The organism is Flavobacterium sp. LC2016-01 (assembly GCF_009711135.1).
Lineage (GTDB): Bacteria > Bacteroidota > Bacteroidia > Flavobacteriales > Flavobacteriaceae > Flavobacterium.
This window is the reverse complement of the sequence record NZ_WMIC01000007.1, coordinates 116,454-130,224: the sequence shown is the minus strand read 5'-3', so window position 1 is coordinate 130,224 and position 13,771 is coordinate 116,454. Positions and strand designations below refer to the sequence as shown.

Annotated in this window: 9 protein-coding genes; 4 read left to right on the top strand and 5 right to left on the bottom strand. The window is 34.0% G+C overall.

Annotation, left to right across the window (positions count from 1 at the left end):
• Nucleotides 1–274: 274 nt before the first annotated feature.
• The 4 genes from rpoN to GKZ88_RS15460 form a co-directional block, all read right to left on the bottom strand.
• Entirely contained in the window at nt 275–1,735 is a 1,461-nt protein-coding gene (rpoN, locus tag GKZ88_RS15475) for an RNA polymerase factor sigma-54 (protein ID WP_155103256.1), read from the bottom strand.
• 130 nt (nt 1,736–1,865) lie between these two features.
• Complete coding sequence (asnS, locus tag GKZ88_RS15470) at nt 1,866–3,311, bottom strand: asparagine--tRNA ligase (RefSeq protein WP_155103255.1); 1,446 nt, start codon at nt 3,309–3,311, stop codon at nt 1,866–1,868.
• A gap of 307 nt (nt 3,312–3,618) precedes the next feature.
• Nucleotides 3,619–4,155, bottom strand: coding sequence for an STM3941 family protein (locus tag GKZ88_RS15465; protein ID WP_155103254.1), 537 nt, complete (start codon nt 4,153–4,155; stop codon nt 3,619–3,621).
• Nucleotides 4,156–4,188: 33 nt separating this feature from the next.
• Nucleotides 4,189–6,552, bottom strand: a complete 2,364-nt coding sequence (locus tag GKZ88_RS15460) for an MMPL family transporter (RefSeq protein ID WP_155103253.1) — start codon at nt 6,550–6,552, stop codon at nt 4,189–4,191.
• Between the two features lie 182 nt (nt 6,553–6,734).
• On the opposite strand from GKZ88_RS15460, the gene GKZ88_RS15455 reads away from it, so the two are divergent.
• From GKZ88_RS15455 to GKZ88_RS15440, 4 genes are all read left to right on the top strand, one after another.
• Nucleotides 6,735–7,064 carry a multidrug efflux SMR transporter gene (locus tag GKZ88_RS15455; protein WP_133526223.1) on the top strand — a complete coding sequence of 110 codons (330 nt, stop codon included), beginning with the start codon at nt 6,735–6,737 and terminating at the stop codon, nt 7,062–7,064.
• Nucleotides 7,065–7,178: 114 nt separating this feature from the next.
• Nucleotides 7,179–7,940: a histidine kinase gene (locus tag GKZ88_RS15450; RefSeq protein ID WP_155103252.1), complete on the top strand. Its 762-nt coding sequence runs from the start codon at nt 7,179–7,181 to the stop codon at nt 7,938–7,940.
• Nucleotides 7,903–8,622 carry a response regulator transcription factor gene (locus GKZ88_RS15445; RefSeq protein ID WP_155103251.1) on the top strand — a complete coding sequence of 240 codons (720 nt, stop codon included), beginning with the start codon at nt 7,903–7,905 and terminating at the stop codon, nt 8,620–8,622. The genes GKZ88_RS15450 and GKZ88_RS15445 overlap by 38 nt, the downstream gene beginning before the upstream one ends.
• Nucleotides 8,623–8,734: 112 nt before the next feature.
• On the top strand, nt 8,735–11,005 hold the full coding sequence (locus tag GKZ88_RS15440; RefSeq protein ID WP_155103250.1) for a cation:proton antiporter: 2,271 nt from the start codon (nt 8,735–8,737) through the stop codon (nt 11,003–11,005).
• Nucleotides 11,006–11,220: 215 nt separating this feature from the next.
• Here GKZ88_RS15440 and GKZ88_RS15435 read toward each other — a convergent pair whose 3' ends face one another.
• Nucleotides 11,221–13,713 carry a DUF5686 family protein gene (locus GKZ88_RS15435; RefSeq protein ID WP_155103249.1) on the bottom strand — a complete coding sequence of 831 codons (2,493 nt, stop codon included), beginning with the start codon at nt 13,711–13,713 and terminating at the stop codon, nt 11,221–11,223.
• Nucleotides 13,714–13,771: the final 58 nt, after the last annotated feature.

Below are 13,771 nucleotides of genomic sequence, written 5' to 3'. Positions count from 1 at the left end.
AAACCCGACAGGTTTTTAAAACCTGTCGGGTTTGTTTTTTTGTATTAAATCAAAATACCAACATTAAACCGGATTAAAATCGGGCCCTACAAAATAATTCGTTCCTTCGGAACTAAAAAAGAGCCGGAGGCTCGATCCATATTGTAGAGCTGGACTTCAGTCCAGTTTAATCGCAAGAATAAGAGAGAAAAAAGTAAACCCGACAAATTTTTAAAATTTGCCGGGTTTGTTATTTTTAAATGAACTTATATTTCTTATATGGTTAAAAGAAAACCTAAATTTTCTTCCTCATCCTTGCTACTGGAATATCCAATTGTTCACGGTATTTTGCAATCGTTCTTCTTGCAATAGGATAACCTTTTTCTTTTAAAATATCAGCCAACTGATCATCTGGAAGCGGTTTCTTTTTATCTTCTTCTTCAATGGTATTCTTCAGAATCTTTTTGATTTCTAAAGTCGAAACATCTTCACCCTGATCATTTTTCATCGCTTCAGAGAAAAATTCTTTGATCAGTTTTGTTCCGTATGGCGTTTCAACGTATTTGCTGTTCGCCACACGCGAAATTGTCGAAATATCCAAACCAACCATATCCGCAATGTCTTTTAAGATCATCGGTTTTAGTTTGGTTTCGTCGCCGTCTAGGAAAAATTCTTCCTGATAATGCATAATTGCATTCATCGTTACAAAAAGCGTTTCCTGACGCTGTCTGATCGCATCAATAAACCATTTGGCCGAATCCAGTTTCTGTTTTATAAACTGAACCGCATCTTTCTGTGCAGTCGATTTATCACGAGAATCTTTATACGTCTGCATCATTTCCTGATAATCTTTAGAAACGTGCAGGGAAGGAGCATTTCTTCCGTTTAAAGTCAGTTCTAATTCGCCGTCCACAATTCTGATGGCAAAATCAGGAACCACGTTTTCTGTTACTTTATTATTTCCGGTAAAAGATCCGCCCGGTTTTGGGTTTAATCTTTCAATTTCGTGAATTGCTTTTTTTAGCTGTTCATTCGAAACGCTGTATTTCTGTAAAAGTTTATCGTAATGTTTCTTCGTAAAAGCATCAAACTGATTTTCGATAATGTCGATCGCTAAATCAACATATTCGGTTGGTGTTTTGTGCTTTAATTGTAATAATAAACATTCCTGCAAATCACGCGCGCCAACTCCCGAAGGCTCTAGTTCGTGAATGACATGAAGCATTTTTTCGACCATTGCTTCATCAGTATAAATTCCCTGAGTAAAAGCCATATCGTCTACAATATCCGGAACGCTTCTGCGGATGTAACCCATATCATCAATACTTCCCACTAAAAACTCAGCAATTTCACGTTCCTGGTCATTTAGTATAAAAGTATTCAGCTGATTGATTAAATCCTGATGAAAACTGATTGGCGAAGCAAAAGGCGTTTCGCGTTCTTCGTCTTCACTATAATTGTTAACCTGAGTTTTGTAATCAGGCGTATCGTCGTCGCTTAGATATTCGTCAATATTAATGTCGTCTGCTTCGATTCTGTCCGATTCTGCATCATCATAATCGTCGTAGTCTTCATTGGCGAATTCATCAGCTTCGTATTCTTCTTCTTTTCCCGCTTCCAAAGCCGGATTTTCGTTCATTTCTTCTAATAAACGCTGTTCAAAAGCTTGCGTAGGCAATTGAATTAACTTCATCAGCTGTATTTGCTGTGGAGATAATTTTTGTGATAATTTTAAATTTAAAAATTGCTTTAGCATAAAAAAGGTTGCTAAGATGCTAAGGTACTAAGGTACTGAGCATCTTATTTTGACGAATTATATTCGCGATTGAATTATTTATATTTTAAAAACTTAGAACCTTAGTATCTCAGTACCTTAGAACCTCAGATTAAAACTCTGCACTTCCAGGAGTTCTTGGGAAAGGAATTACGTCTCTAATGTTTGTCATTCCAGTTACAAACAATACCAAACGTTCAAATCCTAAACCGAAACCTGCGTGAGTTGCTGAACCAAATCTTCTGGTGTCTAAATACCAGTATAATTCTTCTTCATCAATTTCTAAGGCTTTCATTTTTTCAACCAAAACATCGTAACGCTCTTCTCTTTCAGAACCACCAACGATTTCTCCAATTCCAGGGAAAAGGATATCCATTGCACGAACTGTTTCTCTTCCTGGTTCTGTGTTGTCGTTCAAACGCATGTAAAACGCTTTAATGTTTGCCGGGTAATCAAATAAAATTACCGGACATTTAAAGTGTTTTTCAACCAAATAACGTTCGTGTTCTGATTGTAAATCAGCTCCCCATTCGTTGATGATATATTGGAATTTCTTCTTTTTATTTGGAGTTGAATCTCTTAAAATGTCAATTGCCTCAGTATAAGAAACACGTTTGAAGTTGTTCTCCAAAACGAAATTCAGTTTCTCCAACAAAGCCATTTCGCTTCTGTCTGCCTGTGGTTTTGATTTTTCTTCTTCTAAAAGTCTTCCTTCTAAAAATTTCAAATCATCCTGACAATTGTCTAAAGCATATTTAATTACATACTGAATAAAATCTTCAGCCAAGTCCATGTTGTCATCAAGGTCGTTGAAAGCAACTTCCGGCTCAATCATCCAAAACTCAGCCAAGTGACGAGAAGTATTTGAATTCTCCGCTCTAAACGTTGGCCCAAAAGTATAAATCTGACCCAAAGCCATTGCGAAAGTTTCCCCTTCTAATTGTCCAGAAACCGTTAAGTTCGTATGTTTTCCGAAGAAATCTTTTTTGAAATCAATGTTTCCTTCTTCATTTTTTGGAAGATTATCCAATGGCAAAGAAGTTACCTGAAACATTTCTCCAGCACCTTCAGCATCAGCTCCAGTGATAATTGGCGTATTTACATACACAAATCCTTTTTCCTGAAAATATTTGTGAACTGCAAATGACAATACCGAACGCACACGCATAATCGCACCAAAAGCATTTGTACGTACACGCAAGTGAGCGTTTTCACGTAAAAACTCCAAAGAGTGTTTTTTAGGCTGCATTGGGAATTTCTCTGCATCAGAATCTCCAAGGATTTCAAGTTTGTTCACCTGAATTTCATATTTCTGACCTGCACCTTTGCTTTCAACTAAAGTTCCAATTACAGAAACCGCAGCTCCAGTTGTGATTCTTTTTAAAGTCTCTTCCGGCGTATTTTCAAAATCAACAACACATTGTATATTATTAATTGTAGAACCGTCATTAAGCGCGATGAACTGATTATTTCTAAAAGTTCTCACCCATCCTTTTGCATTCACTTCCTGTAGCGTCGTCGTACTGTTTAATAAGTCTTTAACCTTTGTGTGTTTCATTTTATATAATATTGATATTAAATTATTTGTTTTTCAACAACTGCAAATATAATCGATAATAATTAATTTTTGAAGCTGTTTCCTGCTCTACGCTGTATCTTTCTATTTTTAAAGAAAAAATAGAAAGGATGCCGCTTCGATCAGGGCTAGGGCACTCGTTTTCAGGAGAACCAATTGTTTTTTCTTTTTTGTCATTCCGAGGAACGAGGAATCTCCGCGAGTAGCTCTACAAAGATTGGCAATCCTTGGAGCAGAGTTTCTTGCGGAGATTCCTCGTTCCTCGGAATGACAAACTATGTGTTAATCCCTATGCGAATTTTTTATATTTCTCAAGATTCTCATTTAATATCTTCAAAAGTTCAATGTAATTTATTTGCATTGAAACCGAAGAAACAACAAATGGAGAACCATAATTAGAGAAATTATATTCTATTGCCTTTTTTCTTAAGTAATTTTTTTCTTTGTTAATCCAAAAATCTGGATTGTTCACTTCAATAATTACCATTTTTTGGCTCTGTATTTTTAGCTCAGAAAATCCTTCAATATTCTTCCATTCAATATTTTGAGTAGACATTTTTTTAGGATTGAGGTTAATTCCATTCTCATCAATAAGAAGAAGTAATTGATTTTTTACTAGTTGTTTTATTGATATGTAAATGGCTATTCCGGAAAATAGAATTGAAATAATTCCAATTGTTTTTATTAAAATTGGGCTTCTATATTTGAAATTTGCTAAATTTTCAGCATCAAACAAAAACCAGATTCCTCCAACAAGAAAAAGAAGTGAGCCAATTAACAACAAAAAAGATTTTTTCTTACTTGAAAATAGTTCTATTTTTTCCATTTATTAATTCGTGAATTCGTGGCTAACTTTTTATTATTGTAAATTCTCCAATTCCTCTTTCTTAGTTTTCTTCTTCTCAAAAGTCAAAACCAGCGAAGGCAAAACAACCAAATTCGCAAACATCGCAAAAGCCAAAGTACAAGAAATTAATCCTCCAAGTGCAATAGTTCCGCTAAAGCTTGATAATGTAAAAGTCGCAAAACCTAAAATCAAAACTACTGATGTATAAAAAGTACTGATTCCAGTTTCTCTTAAAGCACTGAAAACCGATTTTTTTACTTTTCCGTTGCTCTGAATCAAATCATGTTTATACTTCGCCATAAACTGAATCGCATTATCGACCGAGATTCCAAACGCAATACTAAACACCAAAATAGTTGAAGGTTTTAACGGAATTCCGAAATAACCCATCAATCCAGAAGTAATGCAAAGCGGTAAAACATTCGTAATTACAGATGCCATTACCATTTTGAAAGAACGGAATAAGTACAACATCAAAATCGCGATGACAGCGATTGCAAAAATCAAAGATTCAATTAAGTTGTCAACCAAATACGATGTTCCTTTCTGGAAAACCAGTGCTTTTCCGGTAACGGTCACTTCATAACGGTCTTTCGGGAAAATTTCATCGATTTTAGCATGTAATTTTTTCTCGACTTTCGCCATTTCATCTGTTCCAATATCTTTCATGAAAGTCGTAATTCGGGCGTATTGTCCAGTCGAATCAACGTAAGCTTTCATTAAATTCTCTTTGCTGTTTTTGGTTGCATTTTTAGCATAACCCAAAATAAAAGTCTGTTCCTGCGAAGTCGGTAATTGATAATACTCCGGATTTCCATTGTAAAAAGCCTGCTTAGAATATTTAACCAAATTCACAATCGAAACCGGTTTTGCCAATTCTGGAAGTTCCGAAATTGTATTTTGCAGTTCATCCATTTTACGAATGGTTGACGCTTTCATAACACCTTTTTTGTGTTTGGTGTCAATCATAATTTCGAGTGGCATAACGCCGTTGAATTCTTTTTCGTAAAATAAAATATCTTTAAAGAAAGAAGCGCTTTTTGGCATTTCACCAATCAAACTTCCTGAAACTTTCATTTGCGAAACTCCAATTACACTGAAAACTAGAAACAATCCGTAAACAGTATAAACGTAGCGACGTTTTGTTTTAACCAAATCTTCCACAACATTCAATAAAGTCGAAATGTACGTTTTAGTCAAATGATATAAATGTTTTTCTTTTGGCAATGGCATAAAACTGTATACAATTGGCACAATTAAAAGTGTCAATAAATAAACAGAAATTACATTGATAGAAGTTACCAAACCAAATTCAAAAAGCAAATCATTTCCCGTAATCATAAAGGTTGCAAAACCTATCGCAGTTGTCAAATTCGTCATTAAAGTCGAAACTCCAATTTTAGAAATAACACGCTGTAACGCTTTGGCCTGATTGTTATGAAGTTTAATTTCCTGCTGGTATTTATTGATCAGGAAAATACAGTTTGTGATTCCGATTACAATAATTAACGGCGGAATAATAGCAGTTAAAATCGTGATTTTATAATGAAATAATCCCAATGTTCCGAATGACCAGACAACACCCACAATCAAAATACAGATCGAAATAAATGTGGCACGGAATGAACGGAAAAAGAAAAAGAAAATCAACGAAACCGTCAATAAAGCAGCACCAATAAACAATCCAATTTCGCCTTTCATATCGGCAGCATTAATCGTTCTGATGTATGGCATTCCGGAAACTTTCAAATCAATTCCGGTTGTTTTTTCGAATTTATCGATTTTCGGAACTAAGTTTTCTAAGATAAAAGTCTTTCTTTCCGGTGTATTTACAAGCGCTTTGTTAATATAAATTGCTGAACGGATACTGCCGCTTTCTTTATTAAACAGCAAACCTTCGTAAAAAGGCAAATTGTGAAATAAATCGTATTGAATCTTTTTTAGATACTCAGGATCTTGAGCTTTGCTTTGATCGATAAATGGCGTAAGAACGAATTTTTCGTTTACGGTATCTTTTTCTAATTTTTTTAAATCATTTAAAGAAACTACTAAATCAACTTCTTTCGATTTTTTTAAACCTGTCATCAATTCATTCCAGGCTGCGTAGTTTTTTGGCGTAAAAAATTTTGGATCTTGAAAACCAATTACAACCAGATTTCCTTCTTCGCCAAATTTGTCCAGGAATTTTTGATAGTCCTTATTAGCGATGTGATTTTTAGGAAGCAAGTTAGCTTCGGTGTACGTCATAGACAGATTTTTCCATTGGTAACCAAGGAAAATTGTTAAGGCAGCAACCAAAACTAAAATTGTAATTCTGTTTTTAAGTATGATTCGGGCTAGTTTTTCCCAAAAGCCAACTTGAATAGCGTTTTTCATAAAATCTTTAAAAATGGTTGCAAATGTAGTGAAAATGCCTCAAAATCATAAATAATCGATTGTATTTTACGCAATGTTAACACAATTTTGCAATTATATGGGTTGTGATAATTTTCTTATTTTTCAAGGTTTAATCGCGAGCTTTTCTCATATTTGCAGTTAATTTAAAATAGGAAAAGAAAATGAACTGGATTTTATTGATTATTGCAGGACTTTTTGAAGTAGGATTTGCATCATGTCTTGGAAAAGCAAAAGAAACAACTGGAATTGTATCAACCTATTGGATGATTGGTTTTTTTGTATGTCTTTCAATCAGTATGATTTTATTGTATAAAGCAACACAAACATTGCCAATTGGAACGGCTTATGCAGTTTGGACCGGAATTGGTGCGGTTGGAACTGTTTTAGTTGGAATTTTTATTTTTAAAGAACCCGCAGCTTTCTGGAGAATATTTTTCCTGACCACTTTGATTGCTTCAATTATTGGGTTGAAGTTTGTTTCTAGTCATTAAAAAATATAAGCCACAGATTAAAGAGATTTTCACAGATTTCTTTTCTCCAAGCAAAGAAAAAAATCCTTTTTAATCTTTATAATCTGTGGCAAAAAAATAAACATTCATAAACAAATGCAGCAAAACAATACCACAACTTTTATTTTTTTAGCGATTCTTTTATTGCTTGTCATTATCATCGGTATTATGGTCTACCAATTAATGCAGGCAAAAAAAGCAAAAGATGAAGCTGAAAAGAGTTTTTATGCGCTAGAAGTAAAAGTAAATGATTTGCAACTGGAAACGTTAGAGTCGAAACTGAATCCGCATTTGTTTAAGAATATTTTAAATTCAATTCAGTCACACGCGTATCAGACTTATTTCGCTTTAGATAAATTGGCCAATGTTTTAGATTATATTTTATACGAAAGCAAAAAGAAATTTGTCACGGCAAAAGAAGAAATTGATTTTGCGCTGAATTTAATCGAAATCAATAAAATTAAAATCAGTCCGCTTTTTGAATTGAAAATAAAAACTAATATCAATAAAGAAGATAAATTATACGATCAGCCTTTATTGGCGCCTTTAATTTCAATTGATTTAATCGAAAACGCCTTCAAACATGCTGATTTGCAAAGTGCCGATGCTTTTATTTCGGTTGTTTTTGAGTTTAAAGACAATGCTTTTTTTATGACGGTTTCGAATAAAATTTCGGATAAAAAAGTATTGAAAAAGGAACGAAGCGGTTTTGGACATGCAACTTTAGAGCATCGTCTGAGAATCATCTACAAGAATAATTTCAAACTTGATAAGTTTGTAGAAAACGATGTTTATATTGCTCATCTAAAAATAGATTTACTTGGATACAAAACTGAAATGCTTGCTTCTGGACGATGAGCTTCCCGGATTAACGTACCTAAAAATGCTTTGCGAACAAATTCCTGAAGTTGAAATTGTAAAAACGTATAACAATCCAGAGAAACTTTTGGTCGATGCTCCCGATCTTGATTTTGATTTGCTGATTTCTGATATCGAAATGCCAGGAATTGACGGACTTCATCTGGCAGAAATGCTCCAAAATAAACTTGTTATTTTTTGTACCGCATACAAAGAATATGCTGCCGAAGCTTTTAATATTGATGCTGTAGATTATATTACAAAACCAGTAAAATTAGAACGCTTACAAAAAGCGATTTCTAAAGCCGTTGAACGCTTTGCGAAGCCGGAAACAGGGAAAAAATTTATTCAGCTGAATACGGACAAAGGAAAAATGCTTCTTTACTTTAATCATATTCAGTATATAAAATCGGCAATTAGCGACAGCCGTGACAAAACGGTTTTATTGACTGACGGCAGTTTTCTGAATTTGAAAAACATAAAATTCGATACACTTTTAAAAGATTTGCCAGAAGCCGATTTCTGCCGAATTAATAAAAAGGAAATTGTTGCTGTAAAAGCAATAAAATTCTTTAATCACAATGAAATCGTACTGCATCATCTCGAAGAAAACAATAAAAATGCAAGCTTGATCTTAAGCGAAACTTATCGCGCTGACTTTTTGAAAAAGGTGAAATTATAACTTATTACAAAGTTTTGCAGACTTATTACATAGATTTAAAATTAGCTGCAAAATTGCTTTTTCACGTAAAATTGACTTCTGATATTTGTTCCATAATTTTAAAAAATGGGTTATGAATAACTTTAAAAACTCCTTATTTTACATTACAGTTATTGGCGGTTTTACTACTTTGATATATTGGATAATTTCTCAGGGTTCATCTCTTGAAGCGGGCCGAAATGTAGTAGAGAAAAAAATCGAAAGCAATCATTGGAATGATTTTCTGAATTCAATGGTTGAAAATCTACAGCATCCGTTGGCTATTTTATTAGCACAAATTGTAACCATTATTTTGGTTGCGCGTTTATTCGGTTGGTTTTTTAGAAAAATCGGACAGCCGTCTGTAATTGGAGAAATGATTGCTGGGATTGTCCTTGGGCCATCTTTGGTAGGAATGTATTTTCCGGAGTTTTCAGCTGCTTTGTTTCCAAAAGAATCGTTAGGAAATCTTCAGTTTTTAAGTCAAATTGGTCTAATTCTTTTCATGTTTGTAATCGGAATGGAATTGGATTTAAAAGTGCTGAAGAATAAAGCGCACGATGCCGTTGTGATCAGTCACGCAAGTATTGTTATTCCGTTTGCTTTAGGATTGACTCTTGCTTATTTTATTTACGGAACTTTTGCTCCTCAAGGTGTTGCTTTTTCTTCCTTCGGATTATTTATGGGAATCGCCATGAGTATTACGGCATTTCCGGTTTTGGCGAGAATAGTGCAGGAGCGAGGTCTTCAAAAAACGAAACTCGGAACGATTGCTATTACGTGTGCTGCGGCAGATGATATTACTGCTTGGTGTATTTTGGCAGTTGTAATTGCTATTGTAAAAGCGGGTTCGTTAGCAAGTTCGCTTTATGTAATCGGTTTGGCAATTTTATATGTGATTATCATGTTGAAAATTGTTCGTCCTTTCTTAAAACGTGTTGGTGATTTAAATTCAACTCGCGAAAGTTTAAATAAACCGGTTGTTGCGATTTTCTTCTTGACTCTTTTATTCTCTGCATATGCAGCCGAATTAATTGGAATTCATGCTTTATTTGGTGCTTTTTTAGCCGGAGCGATTATGCCAGAAAACAATAAATTCAGAAATATTTTTATTGAAAAAGTAGAAGACGTTTCGATAATTGTTCTTCTTCCGTTATTCTTCGTGTTTACTGGTTTACGTACACAAATTGGATTATTGAATGATCCTGCTTTATGGAAAATTACAGGTCTTATTATCTTAGTGGCAGTTGTTGGTAAATTCTTCGGAAGTGCTTTGGCAGCAAAATTTGTCGGGCAAAATTGGAAAGATAGTCTCGCAATTGGAGCTTTGATGAATACCCGCGGTTTAATGGAGCTGGTTGTTTTGAATATAGGTTACGATTTAGGCGTATTGTCTACAGAGATTTTTACAATGATGGTGATCATGGCTTTGATCACAACTTTTATGACGGGACCGGCGTTAGATTTTATAAATTTTGTTTTTAAAGATAAAGTGACAGCGGTTCCAGAAGAAATTGGAACCAAAAGCAAATACAAGATTCTGCTTTCGTTTGCAACTCCTGAAAGAGGGAAAAAATTATTGAAAATCGCAAACAGTTTGGTTAAAAAACAAGGTGATAATTCGATTGTAACAGCAATGCATTTGTCTTTAAGCACAGAAATACATTCATTTGATGTAAAAGATCACGAACGCAAAATGCTAGTTCCTGTTATTGAAGAATCAAAACAGCTGAATCAAAATATGCTGAGTGTTTTTAAAGTAACAAATGATATTGATTCTGATATTATTGATACTGCAAATCAAGGCGAGTACGATTTATTGCTTGTTGGTTTAGGCCAGTCTATTTTTGAAGGAACTTTATTGGGGAAAATTCTTGGTTTCACAACCCGAATTGTAAATCCAGATCGTTTGATTGATAAATTTACCGGAAAAGAAGGTTTGTTTGAAAACTCTCCTTTTGATGAAAGAACACGTCATATTATTGCAAAAAGTAAAATGCCAGTCGGGATTTTTATTGATAAAGATTTAGAAGAAGTAGATCAGGTTTTTATGCCGGTCTTCAGTAAAGAAGATGCTTTTTTAATCGAATATGCTAAAAAGCTGATCAATAATAATGGTTCTCAGATTACAGTTCTGGACGCCAGCGGTGAAGTGAAAAATACCCGTGATATTCAAGAAACTATTCGTTCTATTGAACAGATTGCTCCAAATCATATTATGATTATGCATGACAGAACGATCAAGAAAGAGTTTTTAGAAACTCAAAATTTAATGATTATAAGTTTAGACAGCTGGAAAAAACTGATTGAGTCTCAAAGTACTTGGTTAAATAATACGCCGTCTGTTTTGATTTTGAAACCATAAGTTTTTAAAAATTCCAATACTGAAATTCCAAATTCCAATTTTACGATTGGGGTTTGGGATTTTTTATTTGAGTTTTGTTAGCATTTTTGTCATTCCGAGGAACGAGGAATCTCCGTAAGAAGCTCGACAAAGCTTAGATTTTCGTCGCGGAGTTACTTGCGGAGATTCCTCGTTCCTCGGAATGACAAACGCTACGTAAAATTGGAATTTAAATCTTATAATCCCAAATCAAGAACATAAGAAATCTTAACCGCAATATTATCTTCAAATTTCAGCAATTGATTAGGTCCGTAACGATAAAAGCCGCCTAGACCAAAACCTTTGAAAATTCGGTTTAATTCAATTCCAGATTCAAAAAAGCCTTTGTCTAAAGTTTTATAAGAAGGTCCCACATGCTGTTCAGGTTTTTCCATATTCCCCCAAGCCATTCTTGTCACTAAAACTAAAGAAGGACGAACTTTTTTCATGATTTTAATTCGGTCAAAACCATGTTTTACTTGAAAGAAAACATATTGACTGGAGAAAAACTCGTTAAAATACATGGTTTCAAAACTGTTTCTTCCAGCAAAAGTAATACGCTGAATCACGGTTTCTTTTGTTAAGTTATTTGGCATAGTGTTGTACAAATGCGTAATTGGCACGTCGCCCATTGCAACACCGCCCTGCAAAAGCAAACTTGTTTTTTGACCGTTTAAATATTTTTTTTCGTATTCTGTTTTGAAATCTATTTTACTGAATGTGAAATCATTTTCCAAAACATTTGGCAGCGATTGTGTGAACTGAAAAGTAAATCGTGGAAATCTTTTATCTGATTCTGTTCTTCCTGTTGGTGTCTGCATAAAATCGCTGAATGGCGCCCAAACAATCGATGCCATTGCAGTTGTCATTACATAACTGGAATATAACTGTCCGTTTAAATTATATAGATAATCAAATTTTGGCTCGACATATGTTCTTGCTAATTCAAAAACCGCTTCTGTTTTTGGAACAATTTTAGTTTGAATATTCGCTTTCCAGGCAATGTATTTATAAAAAGTACTAATATTAATTGGCCTCGGATCATAAATTTTAAAAACGCGTTTGTCTACAGCAAAAACGGTACTTGCAATCTCTCGAACATCGTTCGTATAAGATCCGTTTAGCCAAGTATTGGTGTTTTTATCTAATAAAACTCCAGAGCCAATGCTGTATTTAAAAGCTCCGTCTTTTGTTCCATATGCGCCATAACCTTCAATTCTAAAAAGCTTAGAAAATCGATCGTTTGTTACGCCGCCAAGTCCTAAGCGGAAACCTTCATAATTATTATAACTGATAACCTTTTTTAAATCCAAATCAATTGGTCCGATAGGAAGGTAGCCGTTTATGATTTTTCGGCCCAGACCCAAGCGTTTTTCAATTCTTTTGCTCAGTGACAAGCTGTCTATTAATTGATAGGTTTTTTGACCTTTTAAGTCTAAACTTTCTTTTCTGTATTGATTCCAGAATTCTTCGGGTTTTTTATTGGCATCGTCTTTAATTTCAATATAAAGCGAAGGATTTTTTATAGCAGAATTTGTGTTGTAATGAATGTCAAAATTATTGCTTTCAGAAATCAAATACGTAAAATCAGAAGCGACTTTTTTTCTTCGCTCAAAATTGTCTTCAACATCACCGTCAAATTGAATGGTTCCTCCTAAAATTTTAATGTCATCATCATTCTTTCCTTTTACAATTTTGAAAGTAGTGTTGCTCTGGAACCAGATTTTTTCCTCCGGAACATATTCAAATTCATGTATACCGCTAATGTCTAAAACGGCTTTTATGCGCATTACAGCTTTTGCGACAGCAAAATTTTCCTCATCAATATATAAAACGCCTTCTAGAGCATTTGTTTTTCTTTTCTTGTTTTTAAAGTAAATCATAAAGGTATTTCGACCTTTAATTGGCACTGTATCTAGAAGTTTATAATTGTAATCAGAAAATGCGTTGTTGGCAATCGGACTTTCATGTTTGGTTTCGAATAATTCGTATTTTGAATCGTAAATCGAAATAGACTGCAGGTTAAAAGCAATAATTTCATAAACAGGCTGTTTAAAGCCCGCCATTTTTGTTCCGAGAATCGTTTCTTTTAATTTGTTGTTGCCAAATTGATACTGCGAAACTTTCTCCGTTTGAAATAAATGCTGTTTGCTGATGATTTCTTTAAACTTATAATCTGAAGAATCAACGTTGATTACTTTTTTATTGAGGTCTTTATAGGCTGCCGAAGAATCGATTCGGCCGTCAATTGAATCTGGATTTGCCGTGACAATCAGTTTATTATACGTTTTGTATTCAAAACTGCTGAGTTTTTTCTGCGGATTGTTTTTGTTTTTGTTCGCAATTACTTTTTTAATGATGGTCAAAGCCGGATTTTCATTAGAAACCACAACTTCTTTTAAATCATCTGTTTTTTGTGAAAGCGAAACCGCGTAGAATTTTTTATTGTTTAGTACTGCAATTATTTTGGTTTGAAACCCAATGTACGAAACTGCAAAAGTGGTCGTTTTTGAGTTGATTTTAAACTCAAATTTCCCGTCAACATCTGTAATTGTATTGTTGTTGTCGGCCGTGGTTATGGTGGCAAAAGGGAGAGGCTTGTTGTGCGAATCTGTAACAATTCCGTTTATTTGAAATTGCGCCTGAATACTAAGCGTAAAAAACAAAGTCAATAAACAAAATAGCTTCATACAGAATGTTATAGTTTCAAAAACGAAAAGAATCTTAATTTGGTATGCAAAAATAAGA